Annotated in this window: 13 protein-coding genes and 1 tRNA gene; 2 read left to right on the top strand and 12 right to left on the bottom strand. The window is 53.2% G+C overall.

Annotated elements, in window-relative coordinates; translation table 11 throughout:
• Nucleotides 1–30: 30 nt before the first annotated feature.
• Entirely contained in the window at nt 31–1,083 is a 1,053-nt protein-coding gene (gene mtnA, locus PJU76_RS05420) for an S-methyl-5-thioribose-1-phosphate isomerase (RefSeq protein WP_271780799.1), read from the bottom strand.
• A 155-nt stretch (nt 1,084–1,238) separates the two neighbouring features.
• Between mtnA and PJU76_RS05415 the strand changes: the two genes are divergently transcribed.
• A complete protein-coding gene (locus tag PJU76_RS05415) occupies nt 1,239–2,459 on the top strand; it encodes a class I SAM-dependent rRNA methyltransferase (RefSeq protein WP_271780798.1) in 1,221 nt (406 codons plus the stop codon).
• A 58-nt stretch (nt 2,460–2,517) separates the two neighbouring features.
• Nucleotides 2,518–2,593, top strand: a tRNA-Thr gene (locus tag PJU76_RS05410).
• A gap of 93 nt (nt 2,594–2,686) precedes the next feature.
• Here the strand turns inward: PJU76_RS05410 and PJU76_RS05405 are convergent.
• From PJU76_RS05405 to PJU76_RS05355, 11 genes are all read right to left on the bottom strand, one after another.
• Nucleotides 2,687–3,775, bottom strand: a complete 1,089-nt coding sequence (locus tag PJU76_RS05405; protein WP_271780797.1) for a TQO small subunit DoxD — start codon at nt 3,773–3,775, stop codon at nt 2,687–2,689.
• A gap of 10 nt (nt 3,776–3,785) precedes the next feature.
• A complete protein-coding gene (locus tag PJU76_RS05400; RefSeq protein ID WP_271780796.1) occupies nt 3,786–4,802 on the bottom strand; it encodes a substrate-binding domain-containing protein in 1,017 nt (338 codons plus the stop codon).
• A gap of 309 nt (nt 4,803–5,111) precedes the next feature.
• The gene (locus PJU76_RS05395) at nt 5,112–5,627 is read right to left on the bottom strand and encodes a DUF302 domain-containing protein (RefSeq protein ID WP_271780795.1); all 516 of its coding nucleotides are present in this window, start codon (nt 5,625–5,627) and stop codon (nt 5,112–5,114) included.
• A gap of 86 nt (nt 5,628–5,713) precedes the next feature.
• Nucleotides 5,714–6,211: a DsrE family protein gene (locus PJU76_RS05390; RefSeq protein ID WP_215850143.1), complete on the bottom strand. Its 498-nt coding sequence runs from the start codon at nt 6,209–6,211 to the stop codon at nt 5,714–5,716.
• A 47-nt stretch (nt 6,212–6,258) separates the two neighbouring features.
• The gene (locus PJU76_RS05385) at nt 6,259–7,611 is read right to left on the bottom strand and encodes a porin (protein ID WP_271780794.1); all 1,353 of its coding nucleotides are present in this window, start codon (nt 7,609–7,611) and stop codon (nt 6,259–6,261) included.
• Nucleotides 7,612–8,227: 616 nt separating this feature from the next.
• Nucleotides 8,228–9,418, bottom strand: a complete 1,191-nt coding sequence (locus tag PJU76_RS05380; protein ID WP_271780793.1) for a GGDEF domain-containing protein — start codon at nt 9,416–9,418, stop codon at nt 8,228–8,230.
• Between the two features lie 45 nt (nt 9,419–9,463).
• The gene (gene bcsZ, locus PJU76_RS05375) at nt 9,464–10,714 is read right to left on the bottom strand and encodes a cellulose synthase complex periplasmic endoglucanase BcsZ (protein WP_271780792.1); all 1,251 of its coding nucleotides are present in this window, start codon (nt 10,712–10,714) and stop codon (nt 9,464–9,466) included.
• 29 nt (nt 10,715–10,743) lie between these two features.
• On the bottom strand, nt 10,744–13,587 hold the full coding sequence (locus PJU76_RS05370) for a cellulose synthase subunit BcsC-related outer membrane protein (RefSeq protein ID WP_271780791.1): 2,844 nt from the start codon (nt 13,585–13,587) through the stop codon (nt 10,744–10,746).
• Nucleotides 13,584–15,620, bottom strand: a complete 2,037-nt coding sequence (locus tag PJU76_RS05365; RefSeq protein ID WP_271780790.1) for a cellulose biosynthesis cyclic di-GMP-binding regulatory protein BcsB — start codon at nt 15,618–15,620, stop codon at nt 13,584–13,586. The genes PJU76_RS05370 and PJU76_RS05365 overlap by 4 nt, the downstream gene beginning before the upstream one ends.
• A 75-nt stretch (nt 15,621–15,695) precedes the next feature.
• The gene (gene bcsA / locus PJU76_RS05360) at nt 15,696–17,984 is read right to left on the bottom strand and encodes a UDP-forming cellulose synthase catalytic subunit (protein ID WP_271780789.1); all 2,289 of its coding nucleotides are present in this window, start codon (nt 17,982–17,984) and stop codon (nt 15,696–15,698) included.
• A gap of 958 nt (nt 17,985–18,942) precedes the next feature.
• Entirely contained in the window at nt 18,943–23,397 is a 4,455-nt protein-coding gene (locus PJU76_RS05355) for an autotransporter outer membrane beta-barrel domain-containing protein (protein WP_271780788.1), read from the bottom strand.
• Between the last annotated feature and the right edge of the window lie 371 nt (nt 23,398–23,768).

The raw sequence follows: 23,768 nt of genomic DNA, 5'->3' as shown, positions 1-23,768 counted from the left end.
TCTTCAACGCGGCATTATGCCACAGTAGGGCTAAACCTGCATGTGGCCAGCGGCCAGCGCCTGGAGCGCCGCCTGAAACCCGGGGCGCGCCACGCCACGCTCGGTGATAATGGCGGCAATCAGGCTGGCGGGAGTAACATCAAAGGCCGGATTGCGCACTTCGACACCTTCTGACACCACCGCATGGCCCGCACACTGCCGCACCTCGGCGGCGGGGCGCTCTTCGATGACGATACCGCCGCCATCGGGCATGGCGAAATCCACCGTACTCAAAGGCGCCGCGACATAGAATGGAATCTGATGATATTGCGCCAGTACGGCGAGGCTATAGGTGCCAATTTTGTTCGCCGCGTCGCCATTGGCGGCAATACGGTCGGCACCAACAATCACCGCATGGATCAAGCCCTGTTGCATCAGATAGGCCGCCGCGCCGTCCACATTGAGACAAAAGGGAATGCCATCCTGCTGCAACTCCCAGGCAGTGAGGCGCGCGCCCTGCAGCCATGGCCTGGTTTCATCCACATAAACATGGAGTTGCTTGCCCGCAGAAACTCCGGCGCGGATCACGCCCAGTGCCGTGCCGTATCCGCCCGTAGCGAGACTGCCCGTATTGCAGTGTGTGAGGATACCTCCCTCCGCCGGCAAAAGCTCCGCGCCGTAACGACCCATACGCTGGTTATCGGCAATGTCGTCGCGGAGCAAGTCGTGGGCGGCCTGTAAGAGCACAGCGCCAGCCTGTTCCGCAGTAGATGCCGATTGCGCCAGTGCCAATTGCCGGTCCGTCGCCCAAGCGAGATTCACCGCCGTCGGTCGCGCCGCCTTGATCTCGTCGGCGGCACTCAGCAGGCATGCCTGCCAGTTCGCCTGCGTTCCCGCTTCGCTGACGGCCAGCGCCATGGCATAGGCGGCGGTGATGCCGATTGCCGGAGCACCACGCACTACCATCTGCCGAATCGCCACTGCCACCGCGCGATAATCACTGAGCTTTAACCAGGTTTCCTGCTGTGGCAACAATCTTTGATCGAGGAGGCAGAGTTGGCCCTCCTCCCAACGGATGGCACGAATTCGGTCGGCACTGGGCACATATCCTCCTCGGTAAAAATAGCAGATCAATCGGACGTAAAACACCGCCATATGGCGTGCTCAATATACGAGCAGTTGAAAAGTCTGTAAAATGCGACGGGATGTCCATACCCCATGCTTCCGGGGCACTCCCGCCTTTACCATCAGGTCAACTTATGTCTGCCAGCCCATACCCCATTCTTCGCTTGCGTCCCAAGGAAGATCGCCGCCTGCGCGCCGGTCATCTCTGGATTTACAGCAACGAAATCGACGTCCAGAAAACCCCCCTCACCGCCATCACCCCGGGCAGCGTTTGCCGGATGGAAGACGCACAGGGTAAGGCCCTCGGCCTCGCCCATGTCAACCCCCATACCCTGCTCTGCGCTCGCTTATTGAGCCGCGATCCCCATGTCAGCATTGATGAAGGTTTTTATCGCACCCGATTGCAGCAGGCGTTGCTGATGCGCGAGCATCTGTTCAGTGCACCCTTTTACCGCCTGGTGCATGGCGAAGGCGATGGTTTTCCCGGTCTGATTATCGACCGTTATGAAGATTATCTGGTGCTGCAAGCGAATAGCCTCGGCATGGATCGCGATCTACCCATGATCACGGCGGCTTTACAGAGCCTACTGCGCCCCGCGGGCATTTTACTGAAGGCCAGCGGCGCAGCACGGCGGCTGGAAGGATTGGCAGACCGCGTCGAGGTCCTCTTTGGGTATATCCCGGAACGACTGGAGGTCTGGGAAAACGACTGCCTGTTTCAGGTTGACCCGCGCGGAGGACAGAAAACCGGCTGGTTTTATGACCATCGTGCCAATCGGCGCCGCTTGCGGGATTTCGCCCAGGGACGCCGGATACTGGACTGTTTCGCCTCTGTTGGCGGCTTTGCCATCCCTTTAGCCAAGGCCGGGGCCACCGCCGTCACCGCCGTGGACAGTTCAGCACCAGCCTTGGTGATTTTGGAAGAAAACGCCCAACGCAACGAGGTGGAGAATCTGCGCAGCATCCACGGCGATGCCATGGAAACGCTGCACAATCTGCGCGACCGCGGTGAGCAGTTCGATCTCATCGTCCTTGACCCCCCGGCCCTAATCAAATCGAAGAAGGATTTCAAGGAGGGTAGTATCGCCTATCGCCGTTTCAACGATATGGCCATGCGCCTGCTGAGCCCCGGTGGCGTCCTGTTCTCGGCATCCTGCTCCCATCACCTGAACCGGGAAACGCTGCTCGGCCAGATCGCTTTTGCCGCCCAGCGTGGCGACTATCAGATCATTGGCGAAGGCAGCCAGGATATGGATCACCCCGTTCACCCGGCGGTGCCAGAAAGCAACTACCTCAAGGGCTTCTTCATCCACCGTCGGGAAGAGTTACCCGAGGAAGCAGAAGAGACCACCTGATCACCAAGCGCAGTTGATTCTTGTCGCCGTGCCCAGTGGCAGGTACAATCGCGCCCACGCCGGCGTAGCTCAGTTGGTAGAGCAACCGATTCGTAATCGGTAGGTCGGAGGTTCGACTCCTCTCGCCGGCACCACATTAAAAAAGCACCCAACCAATCGGTTGAGTGCTTTATTTGTGTCAAAGGGACCAACTCAGGTATTCATCGCCTATCGTGCACATGCGCAATTTATTTCTCCAAATCCATTGGGAGCTTCCATACGTGTTCATTTACAGAGGTTAAAGAGAGCACGTATTGTCCGGGAGGCAACAGGCCGCCCGCTGTCATGGATGGAAGATGAATCGTAGCCATGGCGCCCACTCCTCCAAAAAACCCAAACTTTCCTGCTTTGAATTGCTGGTAGGCAAAATCATTCTGAAAATCGCTCTCCGGCATCGCCGCTAGTACCGAAGTTCCCCAGGTTTCGATCACCTGCCCGGTCTCGCTGTTCATCAGCACCGCACGCATGACATGCGAAGGCGTTGCGGGGGTACCTGCATCAACATAAGCATGGAAATATACAGAACCATCGGCGTTGAGAACTCCGTGGTCTAGAGCGATATGATGTTTGCCAGGACTTATCGGACCGCCATGAAATGGCGTCACTATAGACCCACGATAATAGTTATAGGTTGACAGGATGAAAACGACCGCAACCCCCAACAGAATCAGCGCGAACTTTTTGTAAGCACCATCGGAAAGTGGTAATGGAAGACTCCCGCCGATCCATCGAAACCAAGTTTTCTGCGCTAATTCAGGGCGGCGTGACAGCATCCAGTTGTCTACAGAAAAAGCGCCGCTACCGACCAATAACAGAGTGACCCCCATCGCAAAATTGGAGGAAGCCATAGTCCATTCATCGATACAGGTGGCCCCCTGCCAACCAAAAAGCAGCATCAACACCGTGGAAAGCCCAATAGTCGCCAGCGCTGCGAGACGCGTATAAAGGCCAACCAACAGCATGAAACCACCAACGAGTTCTATCGCGCTGAAAATCAAGAGGCCTGCATATAAGAGATAGAAGTGATGAAGCAGAAAGGCAACGATATGATCCGTACCCAGAAGGGCTCCAGGCATGGCCGTCTGAAATTTATAGGCCATCCAGTGATCATGGGGGTTGAGTTTTTGCGGCCCATAAATAAAGCGCCGTGTGGCGCCACCCCAGTAAATCCAGCCCTGTACAAAACGCACCGCCAACAGTCCAATGGCGGCGATACGCCAGCCATGATCAGCCCCTGTGGTGGGGGCGTTGCCGGTGGGCAAAGTGGTCGTGGTCATGAAAACCTCCTTATTTTGCATCATGGTATGCTTTAAAACCGTAGTGCTCAAAGATACGCAGTGCGACAGGGGATCGGAGAAAATCAACCCAATCCTTTGCCCACTTCGGGTGCGGCGCCCCCCTGGTCACCGCGGATGCATAAATAGCCGTGGTGTTGTCCTTGGCGGGAATAGGTATATTGCTGATCGGATGCCCCGACTGCTCCTGGAAGATCGCCTCTGATTTCCAGGTCACGCCGGCATCAGCCAAGCCCTGCATCAAAAAGAGGGGCGTTTGCCGGTGATGGATGTGGGTCAGAATGGTCTCCCCATTTTTCACCTTGGTATCATAGACCATGTGTTCCAGAGCCGAACCACCGGTCTTGCGCAGCGAAATCTGGATTTGTCGCGCGACCCCTTCCCACTGAGGATTGGGCATAGACAGTCGAATCCCTGGCTTGCCCAGATCCCGTAGCGTTTCGATACGCGCGGGGTTTCCTTTTGCGATCATGATCGTCAGGTCGTTGGTCACATAGGGCACGGCCGGACCCAGCACGAGCCCCTGGCGAATCAAATAATTTACTTTTTTGAGGCCGGCAGCAAAAACATCCGGCTGGATGGTCCACGTCATATTGCCCACGGTGATGGTATTACCCTGCTGCATCTGCCGAATCAAAATGCCGGGCGGTAAGGTTTCATAATAAATTTTACCTTTGATCTCCGGATATTTCTTCTCGAAGGCGGCCACCAAGGGGGCCATGGCAAAAAAGTAATTACCGCCGACAAAGATCACAAGCTGCGGATGATCAATGCTCCCGTGGAAATCAGCCAGATCATCCACCTCGGGGACCGTGAAGTTCAATCCTTTCTTCACCGTTGGATTGTTGGCGCCATGCTGCCAAGGCGGGAAGACTTGTTCCTCGTAATGTGGTACCTCCGCCTTAGCGTGCCAACCCATTTCCGCCGCATGAGTCGCCATACCATCCCAGAGATCCATAGACATACATGCTGCCAAGAGGATCATGCGACCGATCGTTGTTCTCTTCATTTCAGACTCCTTGGCGTTATTTCGCTACTGGAACCCGGCCTGCACAACCCCCGGCAGGGTACCAACAAAACCGAACGGCGAGTCCAACCCAAAATCTCTGGTGAGAAGCCGGAAAGGCAGCACCCCGTTTCCGCAGTATAAACGATGCTGTTGTCTCAACCACGAAAAACGCCGTCGGCATTGGAGCCGACGGAATTCGTATGGACGCCTACAATCCCCTAAGAAAGAGGATATCGGCCTTTACAGAGCCCAAAACCACGCATGGTATTTTAGGTGGCTGGTTTCCGTGCTTTTGACAATGCACCGATACTATCGTACAGGCTGTGCTCCGGGCACACTGGTCAACGCACCGATTACCGCTTTATCGATCTTCTTAGCAACATTGAGGGCAGGAGTATTCCCGGTTAAAGCAACACGTTTGGGGTAAACGATATAACTTTTCCCACCCCGACCATACACGGTTAACGTAAGTGGGCATGCCGCAGACGATTCCCAATGAGCATTTAATAGCTGGTTAAAGAAAAACGGGTTACAGAAAACAACAGACTGCACATCACTGAATCCTGGCTTATTCAGGTTTGGAATATGTAGTATGTGCTGTTTTGCCTTAATCATCTTCAAAATATCCAAATGCAACACGACCTTAAAATGGTGTTTACCTAACTCTTTTTGCAATTCTGGCATAACCTTGGAGATCGGTGCAGCGACACTTTCCACGTACATGGGTCCGGCGACGGCGATGCCGACCCCAAAGGAAGACAGACCGAAAACGGCCAGACTAGCTTTCAAAATCATCCACTTCACCGACACTAATTTATTCTTCATCCTACTTCACTCCTTAAAAAGGAACGGTTGTGTATACATCTGCAACCGCTCATAACAACCACGAGGGGAGAGACCAATGTTGCTATTTATGGCTTTACATAATCAAAGCCATGTTGTTCGAGTTGCATGATACGAACAATACCGCCGGGAACTATGACGGCCTGACTTACCAATTTAGGGGGATGTCCCATTTCCTTGGTCATTGCCTTATAGGTGTTACCACAGGCATCAAATTCGACACCCTCTGCATCCAGCGAGGCGATCTTTTCAGCCACTGGACTGTTCGCCAGATACATTTTCAACCCGGGTCCAAAAGCGACCATTACAATTTGCACTTCCTCCTGGCCAAAATAATTCATGAGGTTCTGTGCGTTACTGAGCGCCAATCCCCAGCGTGCAGGGTTGTCCTGACTGATCTGCAACACTATGTGTTGTTTAGCAAAGGGGTGTGTATGCGTGAAAGTAGGATTCGCAAAGTTAGAGTCTTTGAGCATCGTAATGCCGGCATCGGCTACGCCTATCCCTCCCAGGAGGGATAACGCCGTTACAGCACCCATTATCGCTACGCGTATGCTTCGCTTCATCAGTTACCTCCGTAAGTTTATGTGGTCGCCCCTATAAGGGGGTAAGATCAAAAGGCAATCACCGCCTGCAGGGCGAGCGCATTATCCGCGCTGTTAGCAATACTTTTAGCCAATGGTGTGACGGCCCCAGGATGGGGAATACCGACACCACGCACATAATAATCGAGTATTACCCTGGTCAATGGAGTGAAGTGGTATTGCAAACCAACTGCCCAAGTGCTGAAGGTACGATTCTGAGCGGCAATATTGGGCAAGCGATTATAATAGTCATAGCGCAAATCCACCTCCATGCGCCGCGTCATAAACAAGCCACCACTGATATAATAACCGCGGGCGGTATTTTGACTACCCGGATAGACTTGTGCCTCACCCAGTGCCGTTTGTTGTGGAGCCGATGCAGCTGGTACTACTTGAACAGGCGACGAAAAAGCAGAACCCGTGGAAATCATACCTGAACCGCGCATATATTCGACTTTTGCCCAGCGGCCCCACTGGTGCATATAACCCTGCATATAGGCTATACCAATACCATCCCGAGTCATCGAATAAGCGTGACCATTGAAGTTAGGCGTTGCATGCTGATACCAGATGAAGCCCGTCAAACTACTCTGAAATGGCCCGTGCCCCCCAAAAATATAAGATTCTTGCAGCCGTGCAGCGACCAGGGGGCTATTCGAGTAGTTGGTGGCGGTCAGCGGACCAAAATTTCCGACCATGGCCCCATAGGTAAACTCCCAGGGCCCGTTCCGAAACCAGTCCATGGCTTCGAGTCCCGTGTAGCGGAATGCATTGACTCCTTCCCCGTCTTGACCGGGTACCGCAACCCCTCCCTGAGGGTTTGGATTGGCGCGCGCGTTCGGATTATAAAAGGGCTGGAGCATCATCTGGGTTGTCACGTTGGCAAACGATGTGAAGTTGTAGGCCATGTATCCCTGCATGGCCTGCTCCGGTCCGGGGGCCCGAATAATACCCGCTTCTATCCGCACCCCAGGGATATAATGGCTGAAAGTGGCGTGCCCATCCATGATGGCTGGGGTATAATTTCCGCCGATGTGAGTAAAGCCGTTATTCCCAAACTCGCCTGCCAGGAAATATGAGATATCCCGATTAATATTGCCACGAATCATCAATCTTGCGCGATTTATATTGAAAGAATTGCTGGATGTGAAGTTCGGAGCAATTTGATTCAGGTGGGGGACCTGCGATCCTAAATTGTCGCTGACCGCGGTGCCTGGCATATAGGTGTAAGTAGGTTGGAAATATCCCGATACCGACACCAATGGCGTCAGTGCCGGCGAAATGCCTTGCAGCTCAAACCAGTTCGCTGCGGATGCCGATTGTGCCACCGTCATTACCGCGATACCGAGGGTGCAGCAAACCGCCGCACGTAGCTTTCTCATGGGTTCCTCCTTCAATCTTAGGCGATATTTTTCATTAGGTATTGATTATAAGCTAAATCAGCCTGAGCCATAAGCTCGAATTCACATGAGCAATATCGGTGCCACAATTACGCTCTTGACGCTTTATCAGCATTTATGATGTCCGCAGACGGTATAGACTCAATACCACGGGGTATTTAAATTATAAAACAGATAGTTACATTCAGATGTCGATGGATGCCGGAGACCATATTGAAACAATCAATCATATTTATTGATAGATCGCTCATTTTGCCTTTTTGAGAAGCCAACCGGCTGTTCCATTCCAGCCTCAATCACGCACGGCCTGGCGCATATGGGCCAAGTACGTTAATGATTTACAATATTGACAAACACTTAATCAATGCTTGTAACTTATAAAAAACAGCTACCATTTTGCTTTGGAATACATGGCGCCAGGGTGGCCAAAAAACCAGCCGAGCGGATGGTGACATACTTGCCGCTGATATGAGTTTCTTGGGCAGATGTGGATTCCGGGCCCTGCTTCACCAATGGTCGATTCCTGCAGCGGGTCGGCCAGCGCCCCAGATCCCGCATTACTGAATTGACCCAGCGCTTCAGGAAGCAACGCTAAGTTTTATGAAGCTGACCTCCCATATGTTTCACTATATAGGGTGAAAAATTGTCTCCGCGTTGTTTTGGTGGCCTTTGCCACATAAAGCGCCTGATCCGCGTGGTGGATTAAAGCTTCATCAGAGGCATCATCGAAAGGAAATATGGTCAAACCCAAGCTCACACCAATTTTTATTTTGTGATTATCATAAATACAGGGTTTATCGGTCACCTCTTTGAGGCGATCTAATATTCGCTCCAGAACATCATGGTTTTCGATATTCTCAACAATAATGACAAATTCATCACCCCCAAGACGAATTAGGGCGTCAGAGGGCCGCAGCACCCTTCTCCATCGCGTCGACACCTCCTGTAATATCCAATCTCCGGTTTTATGGCCGAGCGTATCATTCACCGCTTTGAAACCGTCCAGATCAAGCACCCCCAGAGCGAATAGGGTTTTTTGGCGAACACTGCGGGCTCTGGCTTCGGCCAGTCGTGGTGTTAGATAGGCACGATTAGGTAATCCCGTCAGTAAGTCACGCTGCGCCTGCTCTTTAGCTGTGATCATTAATTCCAGCATGCTTGGTGCCATGAGCAGATGCTTCAGACCAATGCGATTCAGGTATCCAGGCTGGTCACTTCCAAGTACCCACAGTGCACGCTGATGGTCCAGACGAACGGGTAGCACCGCCGTCTCGCAGAGATGACCTCGAAGCATGCGCAAAATGGCGGGTGTTTCCAGTTTAGACAGATCATATATCCTGGCTTTTTCTGGCAATTTATCGCCAACCACAGAGATAGTCTGTTGCTTCATCTTGGCATCACCACTATAATTAATAGTGCGATGAACCATACGCGATGATTCATTGACATCCGATAACCCGACCAAGCTGGACCATTTCATAGGGCCGATAGAACTCAACAACCTTCTACAAAAGTCATTAAACAGCTGCTCAGCGTTTGCATCCAGATGGGCACCCGTTAAAAACGCATCTCCTATGAGATCGTAGAATTGATGATAATCCTCCCCATCTGTAGATCGCTTATTCCTAGTGAATGAGCTGGGAATTGTTTTCATGCCGTATTCTACTATCGGTTCTTCCCATGATGCTTTTATTTCCATAGGTTTTATTTTTTCCGTTGAATATTCCACACCTTCGTGAACACGACATTTTTTCACCTGGATGTTTGTCAGCGGTCTGGTAGTAGCCATAAATATCTCCATGGATTTCATGTCATATAACGTAGCGTCTTTTTTCTACTTCCTATTTGACCAGGACGGCTTCAGCTCGCCATTCCTATCAAAACGTATGGTGTGGTACACCCATCCCAAGGCGAAGAGGGCGAGGTTTTGATCATAGTAATGGGATGTTTTGCCGTAGAGGCCATCAGCACGATCATAATCTGCGTTGAGTCTGAGCCACTGGTTGTGCGCCTCCGGCTTCATATTTTTTTGCATCAGGTAGGGAATCAAGGCTGCAGAGAAGCCCGTTGGGCCGGTCCCGGAGGTAACACCAGTCTGCCAATTTTCACTCACCGGTGGCAGCAGATGCGATTGCAGGTAATTCGCCATGCCCGAAACGCTGTCCAGGATACGTTGGGCACCTGGGGTGTCGGGATTGCTCATGCCGGCCCAGAGGTATACGCGAATGGCGTTGTAGCTGCCATCGGATCCCTGGGGGGCAATGTGGTACCCCTGTCGCGGGGAATAGGCCACCCAGTCTGGCGCGAAGCCATGAGGGCTGACCGCTTTGATGAAGTGGGGCAGATGCGTCGCCATAGCGCGCCAGGGGCCATGTGGCAAGGCATGCGCCAATCCTTCAACGACAGGTAGGGGCAAATAACTGGGGTTGAAAACGTAGGTATTCGGGGCGATGTGAAATCCCGCATTTCCGGGTATAAGCATCGGTCCAGTGTCCGGCAGGGTGACGACCTCTTGCTGAGCGATGCGTTTGGCCAGCAACGTACCCATCGCCGTGTAGCTATCGCGGTTCCACAGGCGCCCTGCCTGAATCAAGGTGTAGGCGATCCACAAGTCCGCGTCCGCTGCCGAGTTGGTATCGAGTACACCCCAGGTTTTGTTGGGACGCTCGCCCCAGCGCCAAGCGGGCAAGTGCGCGGCAAGGCTCCCTTGCGCCAGGTTATCCTGGGTCCAGGTCAGAATGTTCTGGAACAGTTTGGGATTGTTCGCCACCAGTGCAAAAAACAAGGCGTAGGACTGCCCCTCTGACGTGGTGATTCCACCATCGTTCCAGTCGATGACCCGCCCTTGCGAGTCGATAAATCTGGCCTGATAGCTGGTCCAAAATTGATACCAAGGTGCGGGATTGGGTGCTGAATCGCCTGCGCTTGGCAGCATCGCGCAGCCTTCCACCGCGAACAGCATGGCCAGTGACCCTAATCCCAGCCACCGGGTCCGCGACCGCAACCAACAACGCAGATTCCTGCCGCGCGTTGAAGAAGCGGACGCATTCCCGGAATCATCGGCTTGAAGGTTCCATTCACGCATGACGGTTCTCCCTATGAGTGTCGTAGCCTTTATTCATAGCGCCCCATCCCGGCCACATACTGAGCCGGGATAAACGTACGGGCATGGTTTTCGCCAAAGACATAGCGGATATCGAGCCCTGCCTGGGCTTGTTGAAAAGCGGGGTTAGCCTGATAGGAAGCGCCGGCATCGAGATACCAGTGGGTACTGAGCCGCTGTGTCAGCACGACATTGACCGATCCCGCGATATTACTGCCACTGGAGGCAGCATAAGGAGACAGTGACAGGCCCTGAGCACCTAATTGTGGGGTCATCTGGTTGCGCAGCGGGCCAAAGCCAAGGTAAGGCCCACCGCCCTGATGCAGCCATTGATAACCGATGGTGGCGCTCATATTTATGCCCCCGCCATGCCACCAATGGCTGGCACTCGCACCGAGGGAGGGTTGTGCCATCATTTGCGGGCTGAAGTAACCGCCATAACCGGGAGACGTAAAACTGGCATTCCGGGCGTAGGTTTCCGCATAGAGTGATGGACCCACGGTGACCCACCAACCGGGACCGGTATAAACGGGGTGCATCGCGGCCAAGTAGGTGCTGGCGCCATAATTGGTCTGAATGTTCTGGCCGGTAATGGCATTGAGATGCAGGGTGCCGATATAAGACCAGTTGTGTTTGCCGCCACTCAGATAACCGCTGGCACCGACCTGGTTACGAATGGCCGCTCCCCATGTGTAGGGGATATTCAGAGATTGGCCATTGGCGGTGGCATGGATGTTCTCTTGTACACCGTTGTAGGATAAGAGGGTTTGCCGCATGCTGTCGCGCAAGAGATGGACGCTCCAGTCACTGCCGCTTTGCGATGGGATGAAGGTGTAGCGCAACAAGCCTTGCACCGTGCCGCCCCCGATACCCGAAGGTGAGGTCCAACCCAGTGCGGCACGCCAGTGGTGGTGCGGTTCACGATTATCGACACCGAGTAAAAATTGAGGAGTCTGCCAGACGTGTCCGGTAGCATTCCCCGTGGCGGTAGAGGCGGTATTAAAGGTCGGAAGCTGCCCGCTGCTCGGCTGGCCACCATACAGGTCAGGCGATGACAACTGGGCAAAAGCCGCCATATGCCAATTGATCCCCCACTGCGCTTGCAGGGAAGGCAGGTATTCGTTCATTTGGGTCATACCACTATTATTGCCACCCCGCTCCTCCCAGGAGCCGCCCAAGGCCAGGTAGCTTGCGCGGGCAAGGGGAGGCACGACCTGATCGGGCGGCATAAAACGCCAAGGAATCGTGTTGATATCGGCCAGGTGATCCCGCATGGTGGTCATCGGTAAATGCGACGCCAGAGGACCCTTGGTCGTGGCCGCCAGTTGGTAGGTGTGGGCCAGATTGTGGGTTTGCTGATCCGCAATCAATACCCCTACGGCATTGCCCGAAGAAGGATCCTGCTGGTAAAGCGTCGTGAACAAGACACTGGCGGCCGCATAGTCTTTCGTATGCACTAAAGACCAGGCTTTGATGGTCTCCATGCCCGGCGACAGCGGACCAAACCGCTGCGCGGCCTGCAGGTGCTGCAGAGTGCCCTTATAATCACGGTTTTTATAATCGCGCAGGGCGGCCATGACGTCATTATGACGGCGGAAATGCTCCGATGCCGGGGTGCCTGCCGGCAGATGAGCCATCGCCTCGCGCGCGACGGGCACATCATTGTCGGCCATGGCGAGATTACCCACCGTCTGCCAGTCGGCGGCTTTTCCCGACCATTGTGCGGCCTTTACCCACCACTGCAAGGCCTCATGCGGTTGATGATTGGCACTCAATATAGCGCCCATCAGACGCGCATCAGATGCCTTTTGCAACCGGCCGATGGCCACGGACTCCGGGGCCACCAAGGCGGCTGCTTCGGCGTTCTGATGTGCACTGTGCGCTCGTGAAGCCATCATCAGCACATATTGTAGGTGCTGTGCCTCCAAGGTCTGCTGATGGTTCGGGAACTGAGCCTGCGCCCGCGCATAAAGCACCTGCATCTCCTGAGGCGGCAACTGATTGGCGGCCTGATTCAGGATGCTCTGCGCCTGTGCCGCATGCTGACTGTGCTGCAGCAGGGAAATATAGACGAGGGTGGCGCGATGGGGATGGCCGGTCGCCGCCAGCGCCTCTGCCCAGGCCTGCCGGTTGCCTGAATAAGCGAGCGTGAACACGCCAGGTGTCTGCGCGTGTAGGGCGACAATCTGGGGCCACGCTTTTTTGCGCTCCAGTTTACCTACCGCGCGACCGGTCAGCCCTTGATGCATCATCGCCAGCATTTTCTGTGGTGGCTGATAACTGGGGTCTTCGCTCTGGATTTGTTGTATAGCGGACTGCAAGGCCTGCAGATGGCCTTCACCCAGGAGCTGCCAGAGCCGGTTTTCTTCCAGCACATTACGCATGGAGACGAGGGAGACATGCGTCTTGTCAGCGAGGGCACCCTGTCCATAACGAGCCTGCAATCGCTGCATATTCATCCGCGCCGGCCCGGCCTGACCCACCCGGATTTCTGCCCAGATCGTTTTTTCCAGGAGCACAAAACCCATGCTTGGTTGCGGTTTCCAGCCGGGAAATTGCGTCGTGGTCCGCTGCATCAGCACCTGCGCCGTACGCAGGTGGTTACCGTTGATGGCCGCCCATATTTTTTGTTCGGCCGTGTCGATCGTCGCGAGCGAGTGGTTCTTTTTGGTGTAGATGTTGCTGATCACATTGTTGGGCTGGCTTTGCTGAGACTGCAGCACATCGCTGGCACTCCGGGTCTGACCCGCCACCGGTGCAGCATAGGCACCGGCGGCATAGAGGGGGAAGCCACCGGCAACAATGAGGCTGACCCAGGAGCGGATAGTGGACGTTTTGCGGTTATTCTTTTTCATAGGGCCTCCTCGGCGCGCCATTGCGCCTTTTTACGCAGGGTAAATATCCATACAGCCAAAGTCGCAAACAAGACCGCGGCCAAACCCGCCAGTACCCAAAGCCAGGGTTTGACCGAGAACAGAAAGATCCAAAACCAGCCACTGTGCCGGTTGCCATACATGAAATGCGAACCCACCATGGTGGACTGATAAATCCCCTGACGATTCTGCCAAGCGAAATCCCCCCGTAGTTTGTTCCAGTTGCGCGCGGCCACCAGATTCCAGGCTGCAGCTTTCAGGTTTTGTGGGTTGGTACTAAGAAAAGTGACCGCCACATGCCCCTTATAGGGCGTGTGTGCTTCCACCAGATAGGCGGTGGCTGGCAACCGGGTTGCGCCCATCCAGGGTTTGTCTTTGCCATGATGATTCGCCAGTTGCCACTGGATACCATTCTGCAGCAGGCGCACGGGGCTGGCAGAAAGCCAAGATGCCGGGATAGAGGCCGGAGTCCCGATGGCCAGAACATTACCCGTGGCAGGTCTCGAAAAGGTGGCCTGCGCGCCGGGCAGGGGCGAATGTGCGGACTGGACCAGTCGTCCGAACAAGGTCAGACCCGCCGACCAGTTCGCCGGGGTTCTTTCGCCATACCATACGGAAAGATTACGTCCTGCTCCATGGACCGCCAGCGGAAATCCCGTGTGCTGGAAGAGGGCGAGATTAGGCAACACCGTATAACGGTGCGTGGTGGGCAACTGCAAGGTGGAATCAGGGAAAATGGATACCCTACCTCCCGCAATCTGAAAGGTGATGTGATTTTCACCGCCTGCCAATGCCGAGAAAGGGATAGTGGTTTGGTAATTGGCTACCCCTGGGGTAAGTTTCCACTCGGATATCCAGTGGTGATTGGCCATGACGGTGATGATGGGCTGGGTGGTGGGGTTCGTCAGCGGCACCGTAGCCATGGTCAATTTCATTTTTAAATTGCTCTGCCGCGAGGCAAAGAGACCGCCGGGCATCCAGAAGTCGATATCCGCGCTGCCGTGAGGCGTGTTTAATGTGGAGTTGCCGCCGTAAAGGTCGTGCAAACTCACCACCTGTCCCGGATACACGGCATTCTGGGGACCAAAATTCATGGCCATCACCTGCGCACTACCGATGACACTCCAGCGATGACCGAGCGGTAGCATGTTACGGTTCACTGCAAAGGCGCGAGCAGCGGCGAGCACCTGGGCGTCGTCGGTGCCGGTAAATACCAGGATGGCCCCCAAAGAGTTGTCAGGATCGCGCGCCAGGAAGACCGTCGGACCCGTAATGGGTGTGCGCGGTCGCAGTGCCGCAGGCAACTCCGAAGCTTCTCCGATCACGCCAGAAACACCCAGATGAGCGGGCAGCGCAGAAGATGTGACGGCAGCGCCCATTTGCGCATCGACGCGCAGCAAATTGGCCGAGCGCAGGGCCAAACCTGCGATCGCCTCTTGTGCAGCAGTGAGTAATGCAGGGTTGGTATTGCCATAAAACTGAATATGCAAGGGTAAAACGCCTTTTGTTGTAGCGGCCTCACTCAAAATCATGGGTAAATGCGAAAAATCCATATGCTTCCACGGGATACGCTGCGGAGCGTAACTGAGCTGTGAGGCACTGTAGTCAATCTGGGTCCAGGCCCCCGTAGGTACCGCTTTCGCAGATGGCGTCGCATGCCCGGGAATAGTCTGGATTTGGAGCAGGTAGGTACCCGCAGTAAAGGTCTGATGGCCGAGCAAAACCGTGAAGCTTCCCCGTGGCAGTTTGGGGTTCAGGGAGACAGCACCGATAATCTTATGATCCATGGAGACCACCAGCTGAGACCCCGCCGTGGTATCCGGACTGGTCAGATAACGAACCTGGAGTGTTGCGTTTTGGGCCGTGTAATGGGGCTGCACCTTCCAGGTCAACTGCGCGGCATCATGACCGGAACGCAGCACCGTGATTTTTTTGCCTTGGGCCAGTGCTGAAAGAGGCAGTATCACCGGATCGCCCGCCGTTAACGCGTTCGCTGGCACGATACCAAGCAGCATGCAGGCAAGACCTGCAGAGCATATAGTTGTTGCGTATTTGCGTTTCATCGCTAGCATGACGTGTCCTTTATGGTTTTATCCGCGATCGGAACGATTGTAAAACGCCACTGTCCACAAGGAGCGCGCATTTACCACAAACAGACGATGGGTACTACGCATCACAGCATGTACTCCTTGTTTCAGGATGAACTGCATGTTGTTACCGAGACCTGCAGTAGACTTTTTGGCAATGTACAAATAAGCAGCGAAAAAAGAGATTCTTTTACGCCGTTGCTCCAATCGTTCCTCCAGTTGTCGACTGTCGCCGTAGATCAAGTCCACTATCTCGGCTTTTTGCTGGGTGTTTTGGTATTGGAATTGCACCCCAAGCTGCCCAGAAATATTGCTCTTTACTTTTGCTGGAATATGAATTACACGCCCCTTCTCACGTACGCTTTCTAACCAAATAATGATATTTTCTTGTGGTTTTAATGTTTCATGAACGCCTTCTGGACTGGGCATTCGGAGAGATGCTCCTCCCGTGGACAGATCGGTGATACGTACTGCTATACGACGATCATTCGCAGCGTGAAAAACAGCAGGAATGGGGTGCATCGGCACAATGCGGAATTGTTCGCGACGCTGTTTACGCTCTAGGGTCACACTGACGGCTGCAGCTACAATCATGAAGTTAATGAATTCCCACATCATAGTGAAAATAAGCTGCGGACGCTCCCCAGGATGGTTCAGCCAACGCCAGCCACCCACAATCAATGATAGTAAAACAATCAACAGCAATAGATACTGCACCCACGCTGTCGGAGCTATGGAATCCCTGTCCAGTTGTTCACCTTTTGGGGTTACCTTGAAGGACAATTTTCCGGGCCTGAGAATGGTCGCGGCAAGTGCCGGCGCCGCCAGAGGTGTTTGTACCATCTCGTACACATCAGAGATCAGCGGCCAACGAATTTTTCCAAAGATGAAGTCGGAAAAAATCATGGTGGACAGAAAGTAGGGCACACCATATATCGCGTACTGCTCTGTGGTAGCATTATAAACCATGATTCCGAACAGGAGAAACATGGATGGCGCCAGAATCGTTATGATGCGTGAAAATGGAAAAAACCAGTAGGAAAAACTCGCCAAATAAGCAATGCGTTGCATCGGCTTCAACCCAGGGAGGGTCAGTGGATTTTTAAAATGCAGCAATTGCAACGCGCCCTGTGCCCACCGTACGCGTTGTGCAATGAAACTCATCATTGTTTCGGGTTGCAAACCAATGCTCAGGGATTCATTCAAAAATACGCTATGATATCCCTTGGCGTGCAGAATCATCGCAGTTTCAGCATCTTCCGTAATGGTATCGCCTTGAATGCCACCTACTTCCAGCAGCATGCTTCGGCGCATAACTGCCGCAGATCCGCAAAAGAAAGAAGCATTCCACCCATCCAAACCCGCTTGAATGACGTTATGAAACAGTTCTGTCTCGGGTGGTGAATCATAGAAGATACCCAGATTTTTCTCAATGGGATCAGGATTAATAAAACTATGCGGAGTCTGTACGAGAAAGCATTTTTCATCCTGAAGAAAGAAACCGACAGTCTTTCTTAAAAAATCTCTGGTAGGGACATGATCTGCGTCAAGAATCACCATTAATGCACCGTGCAGAGAATCCAAGGCAGCATTTATGTTGCCCGCTTTGGCGTGATCATTGTGTACCCTGGTATGATAGGTGACACCTAAATTCAAGCAAAGCTGCTGAAGTGTGCGACGACGTGCGCGCGATTGTTCGGCAATTTTTTGTTTATTACATCGATCATCCGTACCCCCATCATCCAACAAATGAACCTGAAACTTATCTGACGGATATTGGATGTTTAGCGCACCCAGTAAAGTCACCTCTAGCAACTCTGCGGATTCGTTGTAACTCGGAATCACAATATCGACGGTCGGGAATTGCGACTCATCAGAAGGTAATGGTGCTGGGATACGACGGCGCGGGTTTACATTGACGAAGTAACCCAACAACGCAAATCCTGCCGAATATATTTCGGCAGCAAACAGAGTGAGGCCCACAATCAGGCTGACGACTCCATAACCACCAATAGTAAATTCTACGCGCCAAATCAAATAACGCGCGGTCAAAAAAATGGCGAGAAAAATACTGATGATACGCAATGGGGCGACCCATGGCCCCTGAAAATGGAGCTTACGCCCCAAGAACAAAATAACGATCATCGCCAAGAGCATGACAGCGCCAATGTAGCCTTCCGCCCGGGTCGAGACGGGGCTGGCTGCCAATAACCACACGCCGCACAGCCCTACCAGAATACTGAGCACAATTACCATGGTTACTAAGGAGCTTATCGTTGTTCGGATTGACATAAGTAACCTCGTTCAATTCGTGTCTTTAAGTTGATGCAGATCGTGCTCGAACGAGAGCAGGTCTACACGCTGCAAAGCACTCTACACGCCGACAACACCTCTTTATCTGGGTAGAAACACCCCTGCGGCAAGGCCGGTCATGGATCATAAAATCAAGGTTCCCGCTGGTTCTCCCTGCAAGTTTGCCAAAGCCACCTCAGTATCGGGCTTCGTTCGGAGCGATGGCTCCGTGCAGCGGAATAAGCGTGCTCATCGGTGAAACGCGTCTCCAGTAGGAAATCGTTCTGGACATCGTAGCAACCGTATTGAGCAAGACCCATGCCATACAAGTTCTATCTATGAGTTACAGCGCCTTAGAACATACCAGAGACTTAAAACACTTTTTTCTGGACACATTTTCTGTAGGCAAAAAGCTACAAAAACATATGACGCACTTGAAGATGAATATTTTATTTAAAAAAAACAACGATATAATTTGGTAGCCATTTTGCAACGTGCCTCACGCGCCAAAGCCTTGGCGATCGGGCCACGGATTTTTTCACTCGTCTGGTGGACCAATTGGAAGTCGGTTCTTCCTTGAGATGCAACGCCTCTGTGGAGTCTACTGTGATGGCGGTGGCAACGGGGTGGTGTCAAGCGATACCCCCTGCCTGATCTCATCCTGGTGCAGGAGCACCTCCCCTGGCCAAAGCCGGTGGGGATAAGGCATTCGTGGAGGTTCTGCGGGCTGCTCTTTCCTATCGGGGGTACTTCGGAACATCTCCGTCAATGATACCGACGGCGTACTTTGGCAATCGTTTCACCGAATATTTGTCATATATCTGACCCAATAATATTGTATATATTATCCATAATAAGTAATATAATTTATAAAAATTCACATTTATATAATATAAAAACCATAACAACAGTAATATGCGATTTTTATGGCCTCCATCCCATTTTCCGATTCATGAAATCACCAGCGCCAGACTCCACCCATCGCGAGTCCAGTGGTTGAGGTGTTGCCGGCATAGTTTCCCAGATACTCGGCGTACAAAGATAATCTATGGATAATATGCAGATCAACGCCCACATCAGTGGCCAGCGACGTCCTGTCCGGAGCTATACCCACCTCCGACACCGGGGGCAACTGGCCTAATGCTTCCGTGATAGCACGTGTATTACCGGTTAAAATACGCTGGACCCCGAGATCAACATGAGGTGTTACGGTCATTTTCCCGATATGATAAACGCGGCTAAAGTTGACGCCCGCTGTAGCATCCGTTTCATTGTCCGTCTGGGCGGCATAGTTTAAGTCGAGGAGCGATGTGGCCCCATGCTCCGAGAATCCCGGTTGTGACTGTGAATAGCTTGCCACGCCGGCATTGGGGGTCACTGTCAACCAGGGCGTCTGAACAACATACCCGCCCTGCAACACAGCGTGTATCATCTGCCCGTGATAACTGCCTAAGGCTGTAGCGCCCGTATTCGGAAGATTACGCAGTCCCTGGATGGATTCGCTGCTGTACCCCACCAACACATTCATAACTACTTGATGGTACCTATACTTTCCATACAGCATCGTGCTCACACTCCCGATATTGGCCTGGCTACCGTCCGCATATCCCGTAGCGGGCAGGTTCAACAAAGTATGCACGTACCCCATCGCCACACCTGCCGTAAAGCCGTGGTGCCGGAAATCGGCGCCGCCATAGACGCCACCGCTTTGATCGGAGAACGCAGATATTCCGGCAGATCCAGTAGCATTACCGACGTCGCCCAATCCCTGTAACCAGAATCCGAATGGTGACCTGCCACTCTGTGTATTCTGATCCTGCGCACCGGGGACGGATAAATTGGCCAGTTGCCCTGACATGACGGTCCCCATGGAGTCCAGCATGGTGTGCGCAATCACCGCACCTGCGGAACCTTTATCATGCGCAAACACCAGCGCATCCGCCTGCGTCGTCATGTTGATTAATACGGTAGGAATATCTGCGTAAATCTGCCCGCCGAGATACGCCGGGGCGTCATTCATGCCCACTTGCCCAGGAGTGGCAACCAATTGGATGCTGAGCCCGTTTTCGTTGGTCACCAGATTGGGGGTAACATAGGCCGGAAATGGATCATAAACAGTTGTCGAGAATGCCCCCCTAATCCCCCCTCCCGCAGTAAGTATCTGGTATTGATCCCCGGCCACATAACTGGCGCCGGGATCCACTTGTATCAGCAATTTTCCGGCAAGATCGGCGGTACCGGAAACGGCCAGCACATCATGCGCCAAAGGGGCAACTTCAATAGCCAGCGTACCATCAGCATTCTGTGTGTAGTTACCGTTGATATGCAGGGTGCCGATGCTGCCACCGGGGAATACTGTACCATCATTGGTAACATTACCCACGACCGTACCATGGCCGCGCAAAACACCTCCTGAAGTCACGGTTACAGCACTATTCAGGGTGGCACCAGGGTGCGTGGCGTCACCGACTTCCAGCGTGGTCGGTGTCGTGGCGGTGGAAAAGCCAGACACGCCGCCGACCGTTGCGTAACCCAGCGTATTGGAGGCGTTATCCAGGATCAACGATCCACCACCGACTATCGTCAGTGGACCGCTCCCGGAAAAGCGGCTATTTACCGTGTCGATATTACCGTCCGTGTCTACAACACCCCCATTGCTACTCACCACGACGGGCAACGACAGGTTCAAGCCTCGCGCGGTGAGGAATGTACCGCCATTCAACGTGAGGCCGCCGCCACCCAAGGCATCGACATTAGCGACATCGAGAGTGCCACCCGCAATCATGGTGCCACTTTGGTAGGTGTTGTCGCCAGTTAGTGTAAGCAGACCCGGTCCCTGTTGCCAGAGCATACCGTATCCACTGATGGCACCTGGAACCACAATGTTTCCGGCGCTATTGAACGCCAGCGCACCATTATCGACGACATTGCCCGGAAGATCCCCACCCATGCCCCCGCTGCCAATCTGAAGGCTCGTATAGCCATTAATCGTGGTGCCTCCGGAATACGTGTTCTCTCCGGAAAGGATGGTGGTACCGCCTCCGGAGATTGTCAGGCCGCCGGTTGAAGTGCCATTTGCGGGAATGAAATTCCCGGCAAAACGGTTGATGAAACCGGCATTATTGATCGTTCCACCATTTTGTCCGATAAAAAAGGCGCGGCCATCTTGTAATGCGGCCGTGGTCAGGAATGTCCCGTTATTGAGGGTAATGTTACCACTACCCATTTCAGATTCAGCGCCAATAGCCAGGGTGCCGCCATTACTGACAACAGTGCCGCCAGCGTAACCATTGTTGCCAGTGAGGGCCAAGATGCCAGAACCTTCTTCACGGACGCTGCCTGATCCGTTAATCATACCCGGGAAAAACACCTGTTCAGGCACATCAAAAACAATGGAACCGTTATCCAGAACATTGCCCAGAATACCGCTCTGACTATTGTCGCCATTACCAATCTGGAGCGTGGTACCCGGCGTGATCGTGGTACCCCCTGTATAACTGTCCTCCCCGGTAAATAACGCTGTGCCGCCCCCGGTGACAGTGACACCGCCATCGCTGGTGCTGTTCATTGGTATGAAATTGCCGGCGAAGGTATCCGTATAACCATCCGTATTCAGAGTACCGCCGTTGAGACCGATGAAGAACGCTTTACTATCCTGTAATGCCGAAGTCGTTTCAAAAGTGCCACCATCCAAGGTGATATTGCCACTGCCCAGCGCACTCTCGGCACCCACGCCCAAGGTGCCACCCGTAACCAGGGTGCCGGCGGTATAACTGTTGTTGCCGGTCAAATACAAAGTGCCAGGTCCCTGTTGCCATACGATGCCCAGGCCGCTGATCTGACCCGGAAAGGTGACATTGCCGGACCGATGAAATGACAAAACGCCGTCATTGAGAATGTTGCCAAGAATACGGCCCGTGCTACCACCATTGCCCAACTGTAATAGGGTTGAATCTTCAATATAGGTGTTTCCGGCATAGGTATTGTTCCCGGTCAGCGTCACACTACCGCCCCCGACCACGAATAAACCCCCATTACCTGAAAAAGTACCATTGAATGTATCGGCATTTCCTGCCGTATCAATGGTTCCACCATTGCGGATCTCCTGTACGGTGCTGGCGTTCGCCGTACCGTTGACCCATGCCCGCCCGTTCGCGTTGAGCACATAGGGTCCATTGCCAATCTCGGCAGTGTTCGGGGCGCCATTGCTGTTCACCAGTCCGAAGTAGTCCGAAGAAGTGCCGAAATAATCGACGCCATTGATCGTTGCGTGATTCATGTCGTTGAAAAGTGCCATAGCGAGACTGCCAAAGACGCCCTGCTGCTGTAACTCAGGAGAAACCTGCAAGATTTCGGCATAGGCTTTGGCAGCAATCGCCGACCAGTTTGCGGTATCGCCTGCTGGCGTGTACGGATTCATCATCATGTACCCGAGCAATAACGGTTTGCCATAGGTCGCTTGCAGATAGCGGGAAAAGGCGATAACCCTACCGGCTATGGTGCTCATACCCTCCTGCTGGGGAGTGACCACCGCGCCACCGGTAACTGCGCCACGCATTTCCTGAAAAGTGATGAAGTTCAGGTATGGCGCGGCGACGCTCAGGGCTGGATAAAAGTTGGACCATTGGGACGCGTTTTCGGTGCTGCCGCTATAAACGCCGAAGTCTCCGACGCCAGCACTGGTGAGAATAGTCAGGCCAGGATGCTGGGCATGTTGAAGAATCTGTGCGGCCTGGGCGAGCCATGCCCCGAATTGCGCCTGATTACCTACCCCAGGGACATTGAACTCAGGTTGAATCACTACGGACACGGTACCACTCAGCGTGGACAGATAGTTGGCGAGCAGTTGGGTGTTTGCCAACCACGCTTGTGCATTTTGCTGCACATAACCCCAGGCACCTGAACCCATGGAGCCCAGGTCACCCAGGTAATAATCAAACAGAATGGGTACGGAACCCTGTTGCATAGACTTTTGCATGCCTGCCATCCAGTTGGCCTGCCAGCCTTTGGTAAGCCATATGCCGAGCGCCTTGTTATTGCTGGGGAATTGCATTTGTTGCAGGAGGGAAGGCGTACTCACGTAGGTATTACCGACCGTATTCAACGTCATACTGTCGCCGACCCCAAAGCAGTAGGCCCCCCCGCAAAGAGAAGTCAAGGCGGCGGGTGGAACACCCTGATCTAGCGCAATGTTGTTATCGATCGTCATGCTGCCGGAAGTACGTAGCGCCCCATTTTGGAGGTCGAGCAACCCGCTACCCAGACCAGAGCCAGCGGCAATATCCAGAGTGGAGGCATTGACCACGATCCCGGCATTACTGGTGTTGCCTGCGCCAGCCATGACCGTACCACCACCACTGATGAGCTGTGGCGTGGCCGTGGCGGCACATGAGAAGCACAACAATGGGAACATAAGCTGACTACGTACGATTAAACGTATGGCATGCGCCAGATTAAATGTTACGGGCCGATCTGGGGTGCTGCCGGACAGGTAATTATTGTTTGATGGCATATTAGATAGCCCTTGCTTAATGATTACCATAATACAAATCAGAACGCTGATTTATATAGATATTATAATGTCACGATTCAATATATAAGAATATATTTGTGCCATTGATGTACCATATTATGTATCACACACAACATGGTCAATAATTATTTCGACTCAATTCTTGGCCAATTTCAATACCTGAAAGCATTGCCGCATGGATTATATATCAGAATTTTATATCACATAAAAACGTAACATAATGATATGCATTGAAAATGCAACTGGTCGAA

It is taken from the genome of Acidithiobacillus ferriphilus (assembly GCF_028215975.1).
Taxonomy (GTDB): Bacteria; Pseudomonadota; Gammaproteobacteria; order Acidithiobacillales; family Acidithiobacillaceae; genus Acidithiobacillus; species Acidithiobacillus ferriphilus.
The sequence above is the reverse complement of the archived record's forward strand: the minus strand, read 5'-3'. Positions and strand labels throughout refer to the sequence as shown.